Source organism: Acinetobacter sp. ANC_7503, from assembly GCF_056780035.1.
Map to the genome: position 1 here is coordinate 16,733 of NZ_JBWYJA010000011.1, position 18,496 is coordinate 35,228.

Genomic DNA, 18,496 nt, shown 5'->3' on the forward strand with positions numbered 1-18,496 from the left:
AACTTTAGATAAGCTCAAAGTGCTCAAAAATTTTGTTTACATCAATCAACTTAGCATTATTTTTATGCAACTCGGGCATCGTTTACAGTTTGGTGCAAATCGTTACGTAGTGCTTGGTAAAGTTATAAGTAGATGTACATAACTCCTACTGTTTAACTTCAACTAGTAAGATGGTGATCAACAATATCAATCAAAGTAGAACGTGCTGTTTTAAACTCAGCTTCTTAATAAGCAGTTTTGAAGTTGTTTCTTATTATTTTGGAACAGATTTAAATTTTACGTAACAGCGTAATAGCTACTTTGAAGGTCAAGCCGATATTCCTGACATGGATGTTCGAACGATTTATAAAAAAGCTTGAAGTGCCAAGTTTAGATGAAGGGCTTGATCAGATTTTAAGGTAAAGATTGTTGAGAATGGGGAGTTTTCTATTTATCAAGATTAATAATAAGGAATAATTACATGGATAAAATAAAAACTTTAGCTGAAACAGCGGAAAATTATTTTGATAATACAGTTCTAGAAACAACTGATACTATTTTTCAAGAAATTCTCAAAGCATTCCCTTTAGCTTCATCAGGCATTGCGATTTACCGACTTTTTAGAAGTTATAACGAGGAGCAAAAATTAAAGAATATCTTGGAGTTTATAAAGGAAGGTGAAAACCTAGAACCAGGAAGTTTATTAAAAATATTCAAAGATCAAAATAATTTAGAAATTGGTGGTGAGTTACTTAATGCTTTGGATAAAACATATTTAGTCCATCAATCTAAGATGCTTGCTCGCTTAGCTCTTCTATATGATGTCAAAGAAATAAATCGTGAGAATTTTTTAAGGTATGCTCATATCATCCCTCAATTAACATCTTTTTTATTAAAAGGGTTAGATCAAGCTTACACATTGACTGAAAAAAATAAGACTAATAAAAATTATCATCTTAAAAATGAAGAATGTAATTTTTCATTATCTGAATTAGAAAGGTTTGGGTTTTTATATGTAGTTGCGACTTATGGATCAGGTAATCACTATGTAAGATCAAAAAACCTAGTTTTTTTCTACGAAAATATTTATCAAAACAAATATGGGAAAAATTAAACCAATAAAAAAAACCACCCTTTCGGGTGGTTTTTCAATCTCAAACCGTCTCTTATTGAGCGCGGTTTTTGATTTTGCGGATGGTTTCCAACTGTGCAGCTGTTTCTGCAAGGGCAGCCAAAGCAGCAGCAGCGTCCAAATCGCTCTTTTGATTTGCTAACAAAGTTTCAGCATTTTTACGTGCTTCAACGATTGCAGCTTCATCTAAGTTTTCTGCACGGACTGCAGTATCTGCAAGAACCGTAACAACATGCGGTTGAACTTCAAGAACACCACCAGATACATAGATTAATTCTTCTGTACCATTCTCCAACTGAACGCGAATCGCGCCCGGTTGAAGTAAAGTTACTAGTGGAGCATGGCCAGGCATAATACCTAACTCACCACCAGCACCTTTAGCAATTAACATAGTTACAGTGCCTGAGTACAAAGACTCTTTAACACTTACAACGTCACATTGCATAGTCGCCATGAGAACCTCCTAAATTAGGTAGCTAATTAAAGTTTCTCGGCTTTAGCAATAACTTCGTCAATACCACCAACCATATAGAACGCTTGTTCTGGGATGTGATCGTATTCACCAGCTAGAAGACCTTTAAAGCCACGAATAGTTTCTTTAAGCGGTACAAGTTTACCAGGAGCACCAGTAAACACTTCTGCTACGTGGAACGGTTGAGAGAAGAAACGTTGAATCTTACGTGCACGGTATACAGTAAGTTTGTCTTCTTCTGACAATTCGTCCATACCAAGAATTGCGATAATGTCTTTCAATTCTTTATAACGTTGAAGAACGTTTTGAACTGAACGAGCGATTTCGTAATGCTCAGTACCAACAACTAATGGATCTAATTGACGTGAAGTAGAGTCAAGTGGATCGATCGCAGGGTAAATACCTTGTGAAGCGATGTCACGGCTCAATACAACTGTCGCATCCAAGTGAGCGAACGTAGTCGCTGGAGATGGATCCGTTAAGTCATCGGCAGGTACGTATACAGCTTGGATAGATGTAATCGAACCAGACTTAGTAGAAGTAATACGTTCTTGAAGAACACCCATCTCTTCTGCAAGTGTCGGTTGGTAACCTACTGCAGATGGCATACGACCTAGAAGTGCTGATACTTCAGTACCTGCTAGTGTATAACGGTAGATGTTGTCTACGAACAATAATACGTCACGGCCTTTACCGTTTTCGTCTTTTTGATCACGGAAATACTCAGCCATAGTAAGACCAGTTAACGCTACGCGTAAACGGTTACCTGGTGGCTCGTTCATCTGACCGTAAACCATTGCTACTTTGTCAAGAACGTTAGAGTCTTTCATCTCGTGATAGAAGTCGTTACCTTCACGAGTACGCTCACCAACACCAGCGAATACAGATAAACCTGAGTGCGCTTTAGCGATGTTGTTGATCAACTCCATCATGTTTACAGTTTTACCAACACCGGCACCACCGAACAGACCAACTTTACCACCTTTCGCGAACGGGCAAAGTAAGTCAATGACTTTAATACCAGTTTCTAAAAGGTCAGTAGAAGCAGCTTGTTCTGCATAAGAAGGCGCTTGACGGTGAATCGGTAAACGCTCTTCAGTTGCAACAGGACCAGCTTCATCGATCGGACGACCAAGAACGTCCATGATACGACCAAGCGTCGCTGGACCAACTGGTACAGAGATCGGAGCGTTAGTGTTAGTTACGTTCAAACCACGCTTAAGACCTTCTGTAGATCCCATCGCAATTGTACGTACAACGCCGTCACCAAGTTGTTGCTGAACTTCTAATGTAGTTTCAGTGCCATCAACCTGAAGAGCGTCATAGATCTTAGGAACACTGTTGCGTTCAAACTCGACGTCGATAACCGCGCCGATGATCTGAATGATACGACCGCTACTCATTGCTGTCTCCTCAATTCAAAATAATGTTAAACGGCAGCGGCACCACCAACGATCTCAGAAATTTCCTGAGTAATCGCGGCTTGACGCAGCTTGTTATAAATAAGTTGTAGGTTCTTGATCAATTCACCCGCGTTATCCGTTGCAGCTTTCATTGCAACCATACGAGCAGATTGCTCACACGCGATGTTTTCAATCACACCTTGGTATACCACAGACTCGATATAACGAACCAATAAACCATTTAAAAGCTCTTCAGCTTCTGGTTCATAGATATAATCCCAACCGTATTGGCGGTTAAGAGTCTTGTCATCTTCAGCAGCTGCTAAAGGAACAAGTTGTTCGATTTTTTGATTTTGAGTCATGGCATTCACAAAGCCGTTAGACACCAAATAAATGCGATCTAATTCGCCTTTATCGTATGCATCCAACATGACTTGTACAGAACCAGACAACTGTTCAAGACTTGGAGTGTCACCCACTTGAGTGGTTGCACCAAGTACTTTACCGCCGTAGTTTTTAAAAAACGAAACCGCTTTTTGACCAATCAAAGCAAATTGAACTTCAATTGACTGCTCTTGTTGCTGTTGAACGTGTTTTACCACTTTCTTGAACAAGTTAATGTTCAAACCACCAGCAAGACCGCGATCTGATGACACGATGATATAGCCAACGCGCTTAACTGGGCGTTCAACCATATAACGATGTTTATATTCAGGGTTCGCTTGTACTAAATGAGCAATTACACGGTGCATATTTTCGGCATACGGACGGCCCTGAGCCATGCGCTCTTGCGCACGACGCATCTTAGAAGCTGCTACCATCTGCATCGCGCGAGTAATTTTCTGCGTGCTTTTGATACTAGCTACTTTGGCGCGAATTTCTTTTAAATTTGCCATACGCTTAACCTAGTATTCGAAGGCCCTTTCGAGCCCTCGAAGGTTGATTCCGTGAACCAAACCGACACTAAATTTCAACAGTTTGAAAATTAGTAAGTTTGAGTCGCTTTAAAGCTTTCAATACCAGCTTTGAATGCTGCTTCGATGTCTTTGTTCCAATCACCAGTTTCATCGATCTGTTGCATTAACGCAGCATGTTCAGAACGGAAGTAAGAAATTAATGCAGCATCAAAGTCTACAATTTTCTTCACTTCTACGTCAGCCATGTAGCCTTCGTTAGATGCATATACAGAAACAGCTTGGTCAGCAATTGAATATGGAGCATATTGTTTTTGCTTCATTAATTCAGTTACACGTTGACCATGCTCAAGTTGCTTACGAGTTGCTTCATCAAGGTCAGAAGCGAACTGAGCAAACGCAGCCAATTCACGATATTGTGCTAAAGCAGTACGGATACCACCAGACAATTTTTTGATGATCTTAGTTTGAGCAGAACCACCAACACGAGATACAGAGATACCCGCGTTCACAGCAGGACGAATACCTGCGTTGAATAATGATGTTTCTAAGAAGATCTGACCATCAGTAATCGAAATTACGTTCGTTGGTACGAATGCAGATACGTCACCCGCTTGAGTTTCAATAATCGGTAATGCAGTTAATGAACCAGTTTGGCCTTTAACTTCACCGTTAGTGAATTTCTCAACATAGTCAGCAGATACACGAGAAGCACGTTCAAGTAGACGACTATGAAGATAGAATACGTCACCTGGGTAAGCTTCACGACCTGGTGGACGGCGTAAAAGCAATGAAATTTGACGATACGCAACTGCTTGTTTAGACAAGTCATCATAAATGATTAACGCATCTTCACCGCGGTCACGGAAGTATTCGCCCATTGTACAGCCAGAGTACGGAGCAAGGAAAAGCATTGCTGCTGGATCCGCTGCCGCTGCTGCTACAACAGTCGTATACGCCATAGCGCCAGTTTCTTCTAACTTACGTACAACGTTTGCGATAGTTGATTGTTTTTGACCAACTGCAACGTAGATACATTTAATGCCAGAATTCTTCTGTGCGATGATCGCATCGATCGCCATTGCTGTTTTACCAGTTTGACGGTCACCGATGATTAATTCACGTTGGCCACGACCAACTGGAATCATTGTATCAACTGATTTATAACCAGTTTGTACAGGCTCATCTACCGATTGACGCCAAATTACGCCTGGTGCAACTTTTTCAACTGCATCAGATAATTTTGCATCAATTGGGCCTTTACCATCAATTGGGTTACCCAAAGCATCTACTACACGGCCTAAAAGTTCTGGACCAACCGGAACTTCTAATACACGACCTGTACAACGAGCTTTTTGACCTTCTTGAAGGCTTAAGTAGTTACCTAAAACAACGACGCCCACTGAATCCTGTTCTAGGTTCAGTGCCATACCGTATAAGCCGCCGTCGAATTCGATCATTTCACCGTACATTGCATCAGCAAGGCCGTGAATACGCACAATACCGTCGGAAACCATAACAATGGTTCCTTCGTTCTTAGCGGTCGCGCTGGTGTCCAGATCGCCGATACGCTGTTTAATGAGCGCACTGATCTCGGATGGATTCAGTTGTTGCATTGCGCTATACCTCAATCTTTATTAAGTTCAGTCTTCTTTTTACGCAATTATGCAAGAAGACGAGTCCGCATTTTTTCAAGCTTATTAAGCGCAGAATCATCTATCACTTGGTCGCCTGCACGAATAACAACACCCGCGATTAACGCTGGGTTAATTTCTACTGAAACATTTACAGCTGCGTTGAAACGTTTCTCTAACGCAGATGCAAGTAATTGCTCTTGTTCAGCAGAAAGTGGTAATGCAGATTCAATCACGACATCTACCACATTGTTATTTTGTGATTTAAGAAGTTCGTACTCTGCTTCAATCTCAGGTAACAAAGTTAAACGATCATTTTCAGCCAAAAGTGTCAAAAAGTTAGACACTTCAGTAGTTTGATCTGCACCTAAAACCTTAGCAAATAAACTTACTTGCTCCACAGGAGTAAGCTCAGGGCGACTCAAGTAAGCGGAAAATGCTTCATCTTGCACCGCAGCACTAAGCACTTGTAACACATTTGACCAATTGTCAGTTGCACCTTGCTCAGAAGCGAAAGCAAATGCTGCTTTAGCGTACGGGCGTGCTAACGTCAAGAGTTCAGCCATAATCGCCTCGCTTAAAGTTTAGCAGCCAGCTGAGTAAGCATGGCATTGTGAGCTGCTTCATCAACTTGTTGGTTCAGAATTTTCTCTGCACCAGCAACAGCAAGAGCTGCAACTTGTTGACGTAATTCTTCACGAGCAGCATTGATCTCTGTATCAACAGCTTCTTTCGCTTGTTGACGAATACGCTCACCTTCAGCAGATGCTTGAGTACGAGCTTCTTCAACCAATTGAGCCGCACGACGGTTCGCTTGTTCGATCAATTGAGCCGCTTGTGCTTTCGCTGCATCTAATTCAGCTTTAACTTGAGCTTGCGCATCTGCAAGATCAGCTTTCGCCTTTTCAGCTGCATTTAAGCCATCAGCAATTTTACGCTGACGCTCACTAATCGCATTGATTAGTGGAGGCCAAACGAATTTCATACAGAATGCGACAAAGATCGCAAACGCAATCGCTTGACCAAACAGAGTATAGTTAATATTCATTGCTATTCCTCAAATAGTTGATTTCGGAATTTAGCTAATTAACCTACTAGGCCGATGAACGGATTTGCAAAGATAATGAACAAACCAATACCAACACCGATCATAGGCACAGCATCAAGAAGACCCGCGATTAAGAACATACGAGTTTGAAGTTGTGGAGCCAATTCTGGTTGACGAGCAACAGCTTCAAGGAAGCGACCACCTAAAAGACCAAAACCGATCGCAGTACCTAAAGCACCGAACGCGATTAAAAGAGCAGCTGCAACAGCAGATAAGCCAACTACTAAATCCATGAAAAAATCCTCAGAGGTTGAGTTTAAATCAAACAAAAAAACTTTAGCCCAACTACATAGTGTAGTCGAGCAAATATTAATTAATGCTTCTCGCTAGCCATACTCATATACACGATCGTTAACATCATGAAGATGAATGCTTGTAACGTGATAACAAGAATATGGAAGATTGCCCAAGGCACAGACAACGCCCATTGAATCCAGAACGGTAATAATGCGATCAAAATGAAGATCAATTCACCCGCATACATGTTACCGAACAAACGGAGAGCCAATGAAATTGGACGCGCGATAAAAGTTACTAATTCAAGAAGAATATTTACTGGAATTAATAATGCTTTTAAAAATGGGTTACTTGGATTGAATGGGTTAAGCGCAAATTCTGCACCGAAACCGACAAGACCTTTTTCACGGATACTATAGAAAATAGTTAACGCAAATACTGATAACGCCATACCAAGGGTTACGTTAGGGTCAGTAGATGGAACGATCTTGAAGTAAACATGATGCGGGTCGATACCGAATAGCCCACCAATTATGTGTTGAGCTGTATAAGGAATCCAGTCAACAGGGATAAGGTCCATCAAGTTCATGAGGAAAATCCACACGAAGATGGTAAGAGCTAGAGGCGCGATTAAACGTGATTTACCATGAAAGGTATCACGAACACTTGAGTCAACAAACTCAACGATCATTTCAATTGCAGCCTGGAACTTGGTCGGAACACCAGAGTTTGCAGCTTTCGCTACTAACCAGAACAACAAACAGAAAATGACGCCAAGGCCGATTGACCAACCCATAGAATCCAAGTGAATAGCAGTGAACCCCATCTCTTTCGCTTCTTCAGCAGTCTCAGCTAACTTCCACGTACCATCTGGTGCTTTACCATAGGTCATGTTCGTTAAGTGATGCTGAATATACTCAGACGAGGTAAGGGTATGTTCTTCAGCAGCCATAAATCACACCTGGTTAATGTCAAATACAAATTAGAGTTAACGAATATCGCGTGCTGCTTGATATCTCGTTAAACATCTAAAAAACTTTTCAATTTTTCGTTGCAATTCAACTCATTTTGATAGACGCGACGCCCAAAAAGGTGCGACCCACGACATGGTCTGAACGAGTATGAAACCACAAAACAATGCGACCGCTGACAACGGTTTCACATTGATTAAAATCAAAATGAAGCCAACAATCACAATTCCAAACTTACCGAGCAACCCCCGATACATATTCGATAGAACCTGTTTCGAAGCTCTTGCACCTGCAGCTCTGAACGACTGCCATGAAAAATAACAACTGGCTAGCCAACATACGAGTGCACCTAATGCTGCACTCAAAGCCGCAGTCGAGTCTTTCAAGACCCACGCTATCAAGGCTGAAACAGGTATCATACATGCTTGCAAGATGACTAAAGCTTTCGCTAATCGTCGGTCAATCAAGCGACTAGTTCGGCTCATTTATTATCCACTCACAGCAATAATGCTTGACAAGTTTAGCTGATGATTATTTTTAATCGCAGGCATTATAGAGTTACACCCCTGAACATGCAATCTTTTCCCGACCTAAGTCTGGTATTTTTAGATCGTTTATTGCTGAGCACTTATACAATTATCGGCTGTTTTTACATCACTTTTGTGCTTTTTCTACACATGCACGTACTTGTATCGCTAGAGTCTGCCATGCTGTTATAAAATTCTGGTGTTTAGCAAAACTCTCATCAACTGCGAGAAAATTCACATGACCTAGAGACTTATATTGGTTCTTATTAGCTACAGTTTCAGCCAAAAGACACATCTTTTGCTGTGGGCGATTGTCTTTTAAATATTTGATTTGAGCAATTGTAGGTGCCATATGTGGGTCTTCTGTCATCGCACCAGCGAATTTTAGCAACAGCGCACGCTCCAAGTATTGGTATGCATCATGTAATGACCAATACGGCTGAACACCATGATTGAGTTTTACACTTTGTGAGGTTTTCAGCATCTCATGTGCAAAAAGTTTAGCATTACTCCAATACTTGTCTTTAAACTCAGGTTGTTGTTGTGAGCGTAATGCCGCTATAAAAAAGCCAATACGAACTGCATTATTTGGTTCTAACCATACATGAGTATCGACAGTTCCTTTTACTACGTCCCCTCGACTATTTCTAAGCGGCAATGTTTGCAATATTCCTGTATTCAATAAGGCAACTGCTTTAGAGTTTTTCGCCAAAATACTCTCTAATGGCGCTTCATGCGCTTTACCAAGCCAAATAACCAATCCTGCATCTTGAATTAATTTACGGTGCGCAGGGGTCAGATGAACATCATGCCCTGTTTGATTTTCTAGCAACAATTTTGGTTCTTCAATACCTTGAGTGATTTCTTTTGCAATCAAATACACTGGGTGTGTCGAAACCACCAAGGGTGCTTGTGCCCAAGCCAAGGTTGTGAATAATGCTGTAAAGCATAGTGCTAGCAGACGCAACATGAAATTAATTACCACTCGAATTTTGACGTTATAATATAACAAACAGTTAAAAATGCCTATGCTGTTCGTAAGTTGCAAGGTCTCATGATACTATTTATGAGATATCCCCTTCCCTTTTCGAAGTCTTGAGGTCAGTCCATGAGCGCATGTTCACACGAACATCATGATACTTTACACGGTGTGCATGATCACCCGAATGTTGAAGCTCGTTTATTAGAAGCTGAAGCAAGCTGCGCTGCTTCAGGCGCTAAATTGACTCCGCTTCGCAAAGAAGTTTTAGAGTTAATTTTAACGGCCTCAGGGCCTATGGGCGCTTATGACTTGTTGGCGAAATTAAAAGGTAATGCTGAACGTCCAGCAGCACCTCCAACTGTTTACCGCACCCTCGATTTTTTGCTCGAAAAAGGTTTTATTCATCGTTTAACTTCAATTAATGCCTATATTCCATGTTGCCATCCTCGTGCTGGACATCAAGCCGCTTTTCTCATTTGCTCTAAATGCAATACAGTGAAAGAGGCTTCAGCTCTTGGTTTGATTCAACAACTTGATCAATTGGCTTCCTCTGATCATTTTCAGGCTCAACATAGCATTATTGAGATTTCAGGATTATGTCAGCAGTGCTCTCAGTAAGTTCTGCATTGCCATTAATTGAACTGCAGCAAATTAATGTGCGAATTGATGAAAGAGACATTTTAAAGAATGTTGACTTTCAGATTCATGACAAAGAAATTATTACCCTCATTGGTCCCAATGGGGCGGGTAAATCTACGCTTATCAAAGTGATTCTCGGAATTGTGAAGGCCAATTCTGGTCAAATTAAACATCATAAAGCCTTAAAGCTTGCTTACGTCCCTCAAAAGTTCAATCCATCCCACAGCTTGCCACTTCGAGTGAAAGATTTACTCGATTTAGAAAAGTGTGATCTTGCGATTAAACAAGAAATTATTCGAGATACTGGGATCATAAAATTACAAGATTCGAAAGTCCAACAGCTGTCTGGTGGGGAACGCCAGCGTGTACTTTTAGCACGCGCTCTACTGCGCCAACCCAACTTATTGGTACTCGATGAACCGATGCAAGGTTTAGATATTCAATCTGAAGCTGAACTTTATGATTATGTTCGAAGTCTACCTGAGCGCTACGGCTGCTCGATCTTAATCGTCTCTCATGATTTGCAGTGGGTGATGCAAGGTACACAGCGTGTGGTATGCCTCAATAAACATATATGTTGTAGCGGCTTGCCTGAAAATATTCAACAAGACCCTGAGTATCAGGCTATTTTCGGCACTAATCGAGTGTTCTACCAACATCATCACGATCATTGTGCACATGGTGATACAGCAACGCCATGTCAACACGATCCTCGCCCCCATATTCATCCAGAACCGGAAGCTTAGATCATGATGGAATGGTTACAACTTCTATTACCCGCATGGATTATGGGAACATTATTAGTGTTTCTAACTGCACCGCTCGGTTGTCTTATGTTATGGCGCCGTATGTCATTCTTTGCAGACACAATGGCGCATGGAACTCTCTTGGGTGTGGCGATTGCTGGCTTACTCACCCTCCCCTTATGGATGGGGGTTACGTTTACCGCGTTACTCTTGGTCGCAGTCCTTTGGGTATTGCATGATCCTCGCCTGCCCAACGATGCATTACTTGCGTTATGTTCAGCAACGCTGCTTTGCTCAGGACTATTGGTCATCCAACACCTCCCTGCGCTAAGACCTGAGTTGCTGAGTTATTTATTTGGCGATCTTTTAACAATATCTTGGTCCGACTTACCGACATTTGCAGTGGTGATTGTCATTGCACTCTCTGTGCTCTATAAAAGTTGGCAATCTCAAATTCAAATTGCGATTGATCCTGATATTGCGGTAAGTGAAGGTGTGAATGCGAAATGGCAGCGCCTTATTTTTATGCTGCTTCTTGCCTTATTTACAGTACTAGCGTTACGTGCAGTAGGTTCATTACTCATGGGTGCTTTATTGGTTATACCTGCATTAACCGCAAGACTTTTAGCACATTCACCTAAACACATGGTGCTATGGTCTTTTATTGTGGCTCAAGTTGGTGTGACTGTGGGCTTATGGTCGAGTGCAGGTTTAAATATTGCGACAGGTTTAAGCATTGTATTAACCATGGCAATCGTATTTGCTGTGATTTTTATCATTCAAAAATTAAAAAAAATAGCCTGATTTATTTGGGCTATTCATTAATCTTGCTTCTTTATAAAATATTTATGAAGACAGAGAAAGATATAACAAGAGAATAAAAAAACCACCATAACCAATAAATTAATGAGGCCTTTTATCCATATCACATGCCAAAAGCCAAAAAAGGTCTCAGGCATAAACCAATATTCAACAATATAGAAAGGCAACCATTCGAATAGTAAACCGATTGCAGCCGTGATAAATAAGACCACATTGATCCACATCAAATAAACCATTTGTTTGAAAAACATCTTATATTGCGAAGTATCATCCACAATCATTTTTTTTATAAGGGTGGTGATCAAAGTTAAAATCACTGTAAGACCAAATGTGGCGCATATGCCAACACCCGCGCCCCACATCACAAACTTGATCCATTCCCACACACTTTCAGGCTGTAAATAAAAATACGCCCAGATATAGGGAGTTTAAATTAAGCCGAGCCCCAACAGAATAGTCAAAATTAATATTATAATTTTCAATAAAATAACCCTCATTCGTTATGTTATTGTGTCTTATTGATGCACTAAACTCAATAAAAAAGCCGCACCTGCAAATAAACCTGCAAAGGTACGATTCATCACTTTTTGTTGACGAGGTGATTTAAGTAAACGCAATACCTTCGCTGCAAGACTTGTATATCCAGCCATAACGATAAGATCAATAGCAATCATTGTACAAGCCATGATGAGGTATTGTGGCCATTGAGGCTTTGAAAGATCCAGAAACTGTGGCAATACTGCCAATAAGAATACAATTGCTTTTGGATTACTCATATTGACAAAGAAACCGCTGATTACTAGCTTCATCGCTGACTTTTGCTTTAAATCAGACTGAATTTCTATGGACTGCACTGGGGCTTTCCACTGTAAATATGCCAAATATAATAAATACCCAACCCCAAACCATTTGACGATCAAAAATGCCAAAGGAGTCGTAGCAAAAAGTACGCCTGCTCCCGCAGCGACAACTCCAATTTGAACCAAAAGTGCAAGCTGCAGACCAATTGCATTCCAATAACCTCGTTTGAATCCATAATTCAAACCACTAGACATAGATGCAATAGCACCTGCACCAGGCGAAATACTAATAACCCAACATGCAAGCATGTAGGCAAACCACATTTGATAAGACATAACGATTTGGGAGATTTATTTTGATGAGATTATATGACAATTCGACTTTTTTAAGATTTAAAATTTGAATGTTTTTTTAAACGTCTGTCTGTTCAGCACTATGATGATCAGGCACAATGTGATCAGCAAAATTAGGATATTATAATTTCAGGAGCCATGAATGACTTCCCAATCCGTAATCTTACCATTACCCTCAGATCATGCTCGCTTTATCACTTTGCGTTTAAAAGATTTATCAATAGATCAACTAAAAGAAAAACTTGAAGATCTCTTTACGACTCGTGATCGCTTAATTACTCAACATCCTCATGCTCAAATTAAAACTGCGGTGGCTTTTGGACCAGAACTTTGGTCACAACTTTACCCTCACCAACCAGAAGGTTTTAAACAGCTTGAACCAATTCAAGGCTCTTTCACCATGCCTGTGGTCCCTGCTGATGTTTTAATCCATATCGCAGCACAGCGTACTGATATTTGCTTTGCCTTAAGCCAAGCTTTTTTTGAAGGAATTCAGGATTTGGTTGAGGTTTTAGATGAGCGCGTGTGCTTCCGAAATTTTGATGGTCGAGATTTAACTGGTTTTATTGATGGCACCGAAAACCCTCAATTTCCAGATGATCGTGCTGAAACAGCTTTACTAGGTGAAGATGCAGGAATTTTCACTGATGGCTCATTCGTTTTTGCTCAACGTTATCGTCATGATCTAGATAAATGGAAAAAACTTAAAGTTGATGCACAAGAGCAAGTGATTGGGCGCACCAAACTCGAAAGCATTGAGCTTGATGACGATGTTAAACCTGACAATGCACATGTGGCTCGAACCGTTGTTGAAGATGATGAAGGTGAGGAGCTTGAAATTCTTCGCCACTCTTTGCCATATGGGGATGGCCGCGGCGATCAAGGTTTATATTTTATCGCTTATACGAAAGATTTAACCCGTATTGATCGCATGCTGACACGTATGTTTGGAACTAGTGGCGATGGTATTCATGATCGTTTATTGCACTTTGTTGCGCCTTTAGATGGAGCTTATTATTTTGCCCCAAGTGAAGAGTTGCTAGAAAAGGTATTGGAAGATTAAACAATAGAAAGCCGACGAGAGTCGGCTTTTATAGGGGAGGTAGTAGTTACATACAAATATATGTTAACAATTCCCCTAACCACATCGCCCTCTATAAGTAGAGAAAAAAACCTTTGAATTAGACATGCAGTTTATTTTTTTAGGCTTTTTATTGTCCTTTCCATTTAATTCATTAACTAAATAATTATCTTGAATTACAACTGGTTCATTTTTAGAGTCGACTCTAAATGTTGTATATCTATGACCTAACATAGAGTTATCTGCACAAGTATTATACTCTAATGTAAAATTATTTTCACTGATTACTATATTCTTAAACTCACTATATTGACAATTATTAAAACCATCATCAAATAAAATATTATTTTTCCATAATGTTTTATTATTAAGACCATCCCTAATAACAATTGATTTCAACGAATATTTTCCGCCTAAAACCTCAATATAGTCACCAACCCCATCTTTATTAACATCCATTTTTCTTTTTAAAAAAGCACCGCTATAAGATAAAACCCTATTTTCAACAAAATCATTCATTTGATCTAATTTAGAAACTTGACTATTCTCAACCCAACCTTTCCCAGAGTTTAAAAAAACTTTAAATTTATAGTTTGCTTTAGGTATATAATTGGAATCGGAATTATTTGTCTTAACTAAATTATCTTTTGGAATTAAAAAAATAATTTTTTCCTTAACTGCTTTTATACTCTTGTAATTTAGATCTTTTTTTTATCCACACTTGGAATCAAAAAAACAAATGCATTCCCAAGCTTATTAGTCTTACCATTATATATACAGCCATAATCTGGCAAATAATAATAACCATCCAAATTTGTATATTCAGTATTCTCACCATAACAAGTCAATAGACTATCTAACTGAACATTATTTAAATCTTTTTTATCAGCATTAGCAGTACAAGCTGCTAATACCATGATAGAAATAACTACTGTACTTTTTTTCATATTCTCTTTCCACTTATATTGGGTCTAAAATATCCCACCCGTCCAGCATGAGATGCCAAAGCTTTACCCGAAATCGTATAAACAGATGTTCTACTGCACCCCTTCTACACACAACCACCATTTTCTGTATTGAATCTTTCTTCAGCACTACCAACAAAGCCTATAGCCGCTAAAATTGTTACAGTTTTATTTTCAGTATCGACTGTATAAATAATTTCCAGATGATCATACTAAAACAGCTTTATTAGTCAAAGATGCAGGAATTTTCACTGATGGCTCATTCGTTTTTGCTCAACGTTATCGTCATGATTTAGATAAATGGAAAAAACTTAAAGTTGATGCACAAGAGCAAGTGATTGGGCGCACCAAACTCGAAACCATTGAGCTTGATGACGATGTTAAACCTGACAATGCACATGTGGCTCGCACCGTGGTTGAAGATGATGAAGGTGAGGAGCTTGAAATTCTTCGCCACTCTTTGCCATATGGGGATGGCCGCGGCGATCAAGGTTTATATTTTATCGCTTATACGAAAGATTTAACCCGTATTAATCGCATGCTGACACGTATGTTTGGAACTAGTGGCGATGGTATTCATGATCGTTTATTGCACTTTGTTGCGCCTTTAGATGGAGCATACTATTTGCTCCGATTGAAGAATTGTTAGAAGTTTAATCAATAAAGCCAACGAGAGTCGGCTTTATTAAGATTTAACTTTAAAAAAGTATTTCATTTTTAATTTCTAAAATTTAAAACTAGATTTGAAAATTTTGACTCAACTTCAAATCATTCCAAATTACAGGAAATGTGATCAAAGCTTTCAATTGAGATAGACTCAATTTTATTATTATCGATATTATATATAAAATATCCTTTACTTTCTTTCATAGGGATTTTATATAAAAATAGGTCTAGTGATTCATCCCCACTAAAAACTTTTTTTGGTTTGATATTATTATTTAATTTCGCAACATTAATTTCACCCTTACCAATACTTATATTATTAGCATCAACCGCTTTAACATCTCGAGTATGAATAGAGGTGACAATTTCATTATTATCAACATCAACACTAGTAAGAGTATTATTAACTAAAATATTTTTTCTGTTTTGACATTCTTTTAAGTCAGTCATATCACTATATTTTTGAATAATTATATCCCCCTTAAATCTACTCTTCAATGCGTCTAAATTATCTCCTATTTTAATACCGTTTAATTCATTTTCTTTACTCTTAATACTATGTAAATCAGATGAATTACTTTGACTATTTGAACAACCACAACATAATAAAATAGAAAAAATATAATATAATTTTTTCATAAATTAAATATCCTCTAGATTTGGAGACAGCCCTTGTAAATGAAGGTGATTATTGTGCCTTGGTTTAGCTAAATGATTGCAATTTGGGAAAATATAATTACTTTTGACTCCGGCCTTAGAGTTTGTGAAATACTCACTTAGCATTTTTTTTGATTTACCCCAGCCAAATTTTATAAAGTTATTAATCAAATTTAAAGTTCTTTCATGGTCATAATTAGCATCTTGTAAAATAACCGATAAAGCCTTCTTATCAGTTCTTAAATATCTCAAATCTCCTGCTTCACCATTAATATGAGATTTACTTTCACCAGGATCACCATTGACTCTGCTAAAACCATTAAAGGAAATGTCATCATACCCAGATTTGCATAGTGCTCCTAAAAATGCTGCTAACTCTATACCACCTAAATAATATCGTTGCTGCCCAGAATTCATTAACATTTTATAACCGACTACACCTGAGCGATATTTCTGAAAATGTCTTACATCGATTAAATAAACATTCCCACTGCCTAAGACGCCCTTAGAAGACCATCTTTTTGCTACAACATATTTTGATTTACCTAAATTATGAGACTTACTTGTAGAATCATAATAAATATATTCTGCGAAACCTGTAGCTGATTTGTTCTCTCTTTTAATCTTCCCATCATGATAAATGTGATAACGCGTTGTATCACTTGTAGGTGGGGACTGATTACTAACTTTAGTTAAAGGCTTACCACCGTTTTCTGTATGCGTATTTTGTTGTATTGCTTTCGGTGTTTCCTGCTTTACTTCAGCTTGTTTAGTTTGAGTTGTTGTATTATTTGGTTGTGATCCTGAATTTGTTTGTTGATTATTCGGTTTAGTTTGAGTTGTAGTATTTTGTTTAGAAAGTTTTTCAAAACCTTCATTTATTCGAAATATTCGCGATGTATTACCATATATCGCCCTTACTTTAATAAAAGACTTACTATTAGTACCAAATCCATATACAAAGCCAACTAGCATTTTTACAGAAACTTCACCTAATGCATTAGTTTTTTTAGGAATCTCCCGCCCTCTATAAAATAATGTTATTGGCAAATTCGGCACCAATCTATTGTCTTTTTTTACAATTATTTTGAAAGATTGAACTGGTAACTTAATTTTAACTGTCTGATTAGACAAAGTTTGTTCGACTTTAAAGTGATGTATTTTTTGATTTCCTACTTCACCTGAAACTGAAACTTCTATGTCTTGTCCAACTTCAGCAATAATACCTTGCTTAATACCTTGATCATTCGCTGTATGTTTTTTCTGATTTGCTTTATATGTAAGAAAAAAATTCATATTAGAGATTGGTTTCCCTGTATCACCCTCTACAATTTGAATATTGAAACTAATATCTTTGTTATTTTCAGCAGCTCCTTCTTGCTTAGCTTCAGATTGATTTTTCTCATTTCTTACTTGTTGAGGTGTTTTATTTGGTAGAGGTTTAGGCTGAGGAGTACTATTTTGCTCTAAGGTTGCTGGAAATTTTGAAACTTCAAAATCCTTTAAAATTGCACGTTGTTTTTGGTCAGCTTTCTGAACAATAGGATTTGACTCTTTGCCATCAGCCACAATTTTAATTTCAGTTGATGGATGCCTAACAATGACAGGAAGATATCCATTTTCATCGCTTTTTATTTTAACTTTGGTCTCACCAGAAAAACTTTTTCCAGAATATTTTGAGACAATTGTAACTTCCTTATCTGGTAATACATTATCATTTTTATCCTTCAAATTTATATATATTTTCCGATTACAGCACTGCTCCAGATCAAAGCCACCAAAGTCTTGAATATATTTCTTAATATGTGTTCCATTACCATCCGTTTGTTTTTCACCAGAAAATTTTGAAAACCCTAAAAAAGCACCCAAACCTCCTATACCAACCAAATGCATCCCAGCAATTGCTCCAGACTCATTGACTTCAACGCCTTGAATCGTTCTACCAAAATGCTCATTTAAATTATTATTTCTTATTTGTTTACATAAATAACCAATCCATTCTTTGATAACCTCATACTGAACCTTAGGATTATTTAAAAAATCAGATTTGGAATTTATATTTCTTTTACCTGACCACTTACCCGACCAATTATTAGAGTCAAATTGACTCTTCCAACTATTGTGTAAAGCAGATCCTCTTCTTGCATCTTTAATATCATCATAGGAAATTCCTTTATCCCCTAAATAATACCCCAGCTCATACAGAGCAGACTCTCCCCATTGAAATAGGCCCAAATAACCTGCCTCGTTTACTTTTCTTGCACACCTTATATTGACTGGATTGCTTAATGGCAAAGACAAATCTGATGAAGATTCTTTAAAACTTACAGCTTGAATAAAACCCTCCAAATTTGTTTCAAACGTTCTAGTTGTCCCATCTTTAAAAGTTATTGTTTTTTTCATTCTT

21 protein-coding genes and 1 pseudogene are annotated in these 18,496 nt (G+C 38.4%); 6 read left to right on the top strand and 16 right to left on the bottom strand.

The features are described from left to right. Nucleotides 1–460 precede the first annotated feature (460 nt). Nucleotides 461–1,093 carry a hypothetical protein gene (locus tag AC1M9M_RS11795; RefSeq protein ID WP_481596424.1) on the top strand — a complete coding sequence of 211 codons (633 nt, stop codon included), beginning with the start codon at nucleotides 461–463 and terminating at the stop codon, nucleotides 1,091–1,093. A 52-nt stretch (nucleotides 1,094–1,145) separates the two neighbouring features. Here the strand turns inward: AC1M9M_RS11795 and AC1M9M_RS11800 are convergent, their stop codons facing one another. The 10 genes from AC1M9M_RS11800 to AC1M9M_RS11845 all read right to left on the bottom strand — a co-directional run bounded on the left by AC1M9M_RS11800 (nucleotide 1,146) and on the right by AC1M9M_RS11845 (nucleotide 9,347). Next, a complete protein-coding gene (locus AC1M9M_RS11800) occupies nucleotides 1,146–1,565 on the bottom strand; it encodes a F0F1 ATP synthase subunit epsilon (protein ID WP_035268205.1) in 420 nt (139 codons plus the stop codon). A gap of 26 nt (nucleotides 1,566–1,591) precedes the next feature. Further along, nucleotides 1,592–2,986 carry a F0F1 ATP synthase subunit beta gene (gene atpD / locus AC1M9M_RS11805; protein ID WP_035268203.1) on the bottom strand — a complete coding sequence of 465 codons (1,395 nt, stop codon included), beginning with the start codon at nucleotides 2,984–2,986 and terminating at the stop codon, nucleotides 1,592–1,594. Between the two features lie 26 nt (nucleotides 2,987–3,012). Next, a complete protein-coding gene (atpG, locus tag AC1M9M_RS11810) occupies nucleotides 3,013–3,882 on the bottom strand; it encodes a F0F1 ATP synthase subunit gamma (RefSeq protein ID WP_035268202.1) in 870 nt (289 codons plus the stop codon). A gap of 89 nt (nucleotides 3,883–3,971) precedes the next feature. After that, nucleotides 3,972–5,516 carry a F0F1 ATP synthase subunit alpha gene (gene atpA / locus AC1M9M_RS11815; protein WP_035268197.1) on the bottom strand — a complete coding sequence of 515 codons (1,545 nt, stop codon included), beginning with the start codon at nucleotides 5,514–5,516 and terminating at the stop codon, nucleotides 3,972–3,974. Between the two features lie 47 nt (nucleotides 5,517–5,563). Continuing rightward, nucleotides 5,564–6,100, bottom strand: a complete 537-nt coding sequence (locus AC1M9M_RS11820; protein WP_481596425.1) for a F0F1 ATP synthase subunit delta — start codon at nucleotides 6,098–6,100, stop codon at nucleotides 5,564–5,566. Between the two features lie 11 nt (nucleotides 6,101–6,111). Continuing rightward, nucleotides 6,112–6,582 carry a F0F1 ATP synthase subunit B gene (locus AC1M9M_RS11825; RefSeq protein WP_035268191.1) on the bottom strand — a complete coding sequence of 157 codons (471 nt, stop codon included), beginning with the start codon at nucleotides 6,580–6,582 and terminating at the stop codon, nucleotides 6,112–6,114. A gap of 38 nt (nucleotides 6,583–6,620) precedes the next feature. Beyond that, nucleotides 6,621–6,875 carry a F0F1 ATP synthase subunit C gene (gene atpE, locus AC1M9M_RS11830; protein WP_035268188.1) on the bottom strand — a complete coding sequence of 85 codons (255 nt, stop codon included), beginning with the start codon at nucleotides 6,873–6,875 and terminating at the stop codon, nucleotides 6,621–6,623. An 80-nt stretch (nucleotides 6,876–6,955) separates the two neighbouring features. After that, complete coding sequence (gene atpB, locus AC1M9M_RS11835) at nucleotides 6,956–7,831, bottom strand: F0F1 ATP synthase subunit A (protein WP_035268181.1); 876 nt, start codon at nucleotides 7,829–7,831, stop codon at nucleotides 6,956–6,958. A 111-nt stretch (nucleotides 7,832–7,942) separates the two neighbouring features. Beyond that, complete coding sequence (locus AC1M9M_RS11840; RefSeq protein WP_481596426.1) at nucleotides 7,943–8,335, bottom strand: ATP synthase subunit I; 393 nt, start codon at nucleotides 8,333–8,335, stop codon at nucleotides 7,943–7,945. A 169-nt stretch (nucleotides 8,336–8,504) separates the two neighbouring features. Beyond that, nucleotides 8,505–9,347 (bottom strand): metal ABC transporter solute-binding protein, Zn/Mn family, encoded by an 843-nt coding sequence (locus AC1M9M_RS11845; RefSeq protein WP_092767888.1) that lies wholly within the window; start codon nucleotides 9,345–9,347, stop codon nucleotides 8,505–8,507. A 138-nt stretch (nucleotides 9,348–9,485) separates the two neighbouring features. Here AC1M9M_RS11845 and AC1M9M_RS11850 point away from each other — a divergent pair, with 138 nt between their 5' ends. The 3 genes from AC1M9M_RS11850 to znuB are packed head-to-tail and all read left to right on the top strand — an operon-like array spanning nucleotide 9,486 to nucleotide 11,548. Continuing rightward, a complete protein-coding gene (locus AC1M9M_RS11850) occupies nucleotides 9,486–9,977 on the top strand; it encodes a transcriptional repressor (protein WP_035268172.1) in 492 nt (163 codons plus the stop codon). After that, nucleotides 9,956–10,744 carry a zinc ABC transporter ATP-binding protein ZnuC gene (gene znuC / locus AC1M9M_RS11855; protein WP_035268168.1) on the top strand — a complete coding sequence of 263 codons (789 nt, stop codon included), beginning with the start codon at nucleotides 9,956–9,958 and terminating at the stop codon, nucleotides 10,742–10,744. Before AC1M9M_RS11850 ends, znuC begins: the two co-directional genes overlap by 22 nt. Before the next feature lie 3 nt (nucleotides 10,745–10,747). Further along, nucleotides 10,748–11,548 (top strand): zinc ABC transporter permease subunit ZnuB, encoded by an 801-nt coding sequence (gene znuB / locus AC1M9M_RS11860; protein WP_481596427.1) that lies wholly within the window; start codon nucleotides 10,748–10,750, stop codon nucleotides 11,546–11,548. 17 nt (nucleotides 11,549–11,565) lie between these two features. On the opposite strand, the gene AC1M9M_RS11865 is transcribed toward znuB, so the two are convergent. Next, nucleotides 11,566–11,928, bottom strand: a complete 363-nt coding sequence (locus tag AC1M9M_RS11865; protein WP_481596428.1) for a hypothetical protein — start codon at nucleotides 11,926–11,928, stop codon at nucleotides 11,566–11,568. Nucleotides 11,929–12,081: 153 nt separating this feature from the next. Further along, nucleotides 12,082–12,702, bottom strand: coding sequence for a LysE family transporter (locus AC1M9M_RS11870; RefSeq protein ID WP_481596429.1), 621 nt, complete (start codon nucleotides 12,700–12,702; stop codon nucleotides 12,082–12,084). Nucleotides 12,703–12,862: 160 nt separating this feature from the next. Between AC1M9M_RS11870 and AC1M9M_RS11875 the strand changes: the two genes are divergently transcribed. After that, complete coding sequence (locus AC1M9M_RS11875; protein WP_092767896.1) at nucleotides 12,863–13,783, top strand: Dyp-type peroxidase; 921 nt, start codon at nucleotides 12,863–12,865, stop codon at nucleotides 13,781–13,783. Nucleotides 13,784–13,858: 75 nt separating this feature from the next. Here AC1M9M_RS11875 and AC1M9M_RS11880 read toward each other — a convergent pair whose 3' ends face one another. Both AC1M9M_RS11880 and AC1M9M_RS11885 read right to left on the bottom strand, forming a co-directional pair. Then, nucleotides 13,859–14,320, bottom strand: coding sequence for a hypothetical protein (locus AC1M9M_RS11880; protein ID WP_481596430.1), 462 nt, complete (start codon nucleotides 14,318–14,320; stop codon nucleotides 13,859–13,861). Nucleotides 14,321–14,499: 179 nt separating this feature from the next. Continuing rightward, complete coding sequence (locus AC1M9M_RS11885) at nucleotides 14,500–14,748, bottom strand: hypothetical protein (protein ID WP_481596431.1); 249 nt, start codon at nucleotides 14,746–14,748, stop codon at nucleotides 14,500–14,502. A gap of 214 nt (nucleotides 14,749–14,962) precedes the next feature. Between AC1M9M_RS11885 and AC1M9M_RS11890 the strand changes: the two are divergent. Further along, nucleotides 14,963–15,423: pseudogene (locus AC1M9M_RS11890) on the top strand (Dyp-type peroxidase); the annotation flags it as partial. A 111-nt stretch (nucleotides 15,424–15,534) separates the two neighbouring features. On the opposite strand, the gene AC1M9M_RS11895 reads toward AC1M9M_RS11890, so the two are convergent. After that, entirely contained in the window at nucleotides 15,535–16,071 is a 537-nt protein-coding gene (locus AC1M9M_RS11895) for a hypothetical protein (RefSeq protein ID WP_481596432.1), read from the bottom strand. 3 nt (nucleotides 16,072–16,074) lie between these two features. Further along, on the bottom strand, nucleotides 16,075–18,492 hold the full coding sequence (locus AC1M9M_RS11900; protein ID WP_481596433.1) for a hypothetical protein: 2,418 nt from the start codon (nucleotides 18,490–18,492) through the stop codon (nucleotides 16,075–16,077). Nucleotides 18,493–18,496 lie beyond the last annotated feature (4 nt).

Bases quoted from the DNA above. Each gene is read 5' to 3' on its own strand.
- AC1M9M_RS11850 (WP_035268172.1), top strand. From the start codon at position 9,486: ATGAGCGCATGTTCACACGAACATCATGATACTTTACACGGTGTGCAT.
- znuB (WP_481596427.1), top strand. From the start codon at position 10,748: ATGATGGAATGGTTACAACTTCTATTACCCGCATGGATTATGGGAACA.
- AC1M9M_RS11820 (WP_481596425.1), bottom strand. From the start codon at position 6,100: ATGGCTGAACTCTTGACGTTAGCACGCCCGTACGCTAAAGCAGCATTT.
- AC1M9M_RS11875 (WP_092767896.1), top strand. From the start codon at position 12,863: ATGACTTCCCAATCCGTAATCTTACCATTACCCTCAGATCATGCTCGC.
- AC1M9M_RS11870 (WP_481596429.1), bottom strand. From the start codon at position 12,702: ATGTCTTATCAAATGTGGTTTGCCTACATGCTTGCATGTTGGGTTATT.
- AC1M9M_RS11800 (WP_035268205.1), bottom strand. From the start codon at position 1,565: ATGGCGACTATGCAATGTGACGTTGTAAGTGTTAAAGAGTCTTTGTAC.
- AC1M9M_RS11825 (WP_035268191.1), bottom strand. From the start codon at position 6,582: ATGAATATTAACTATACTCTGTTTGGTCAAGCGATTGCGTTTGCGATC.
- AC1M9M_RS11900 (WP_481596433.1), bottom strand. From the start codon at position 18,492: ATGAAAAAAACAATAACTTTTAAAGATGGGACAACTAGAACGTTTGAA.
- AC1M9M_RS11885 (WP_481596431.1), bottom strand. From the start codon at position 14,748: ATGAAAAAAAGTACAGTAGTTATTTCTATCATGGTATTAGCAGCTTGT.
- atpE (WP_035268188.1), bottom strand. From the start codon at position 6,875: ATGGATTTAGTAGTTGGCTTATCTGCTGTTGCAGCTGCTCTTTTAATC.
- atpD (WP_035268203.1), bottom strand. From the start codon at position 2,986: ATGAGTAGCGGTCGTATCATTCAGATCATCGGCGCGGTTATCGACGTC.
- AC1M9M_RS11880 (WP_481596430.1), bottom strand. From the start codon at position 14,320: ATGAATGATTTTGTTGAAAATAGGGTTTTATCTTATAGCGGTGCTTTT.
- AC1M9M_RS11865 (WP_481596428.1), bottom strand. From the start codon at position 11,928: ATGTGGGGCGCGGGTGTTGGCATATGCGCCACATTTGGTCTTACAGTG.
- AC1M9M_RS11845 (WP_092767888.1), bottom strand. From the start codon at position 9,347: ATGTTGCGTCTGCTAGCACTATGCTTTACAGCATTATTCACAACCTTG.
- AC1M9M_RS11895 (WP_481596432.1), bottom strand. From the start codon at position 16,071: ATGAAAAAATTATATTATATTTTTTCTATTTTATTATGTTGTGGTTGT.
- atpB (WP_035268181.1), bottom strand. From the start codon at position 7,831: ATGGCTGCTGAAGAACATACCCTTACCTCGTCTGAGTATATTCAGCAT.
- atpG (WP_035268202.1), bottom strand. From the start codon at position 3,882: ATGGCAAATTTAAAAGAAATTCGCGCCAAAGTAGCTAGTATCAAAAGC.
- AC1M9M_RS11795 (WP_481596424.1), top strand. From the start codon at position 461: ATGGATAAAATAAAAACTTTAGCTGAAACAGCGGAAAATTATTTTGAT.
- AC1M9M_RS11840 (WP_481596426.1), bottom strand. From the start codon at position 8,335: ATGAGCCGAACTAGTCGCTTGATTGACCGACGATTAGCGAAAGCTTTA.
- atpA (WP_035268197.1), bottom strand. From the start codon at position 5,516: ATGCAACAACTGAATCCATCCGAGATCAGTGCGCTCATTAAACAGCGT.
- znuC (WP_035268168.1), top strand. From the start codon at position 9,956: ATGTCAGCAGTGCTCTCAGTAAGTTCTGCATTGCCATTAATTGAACTG.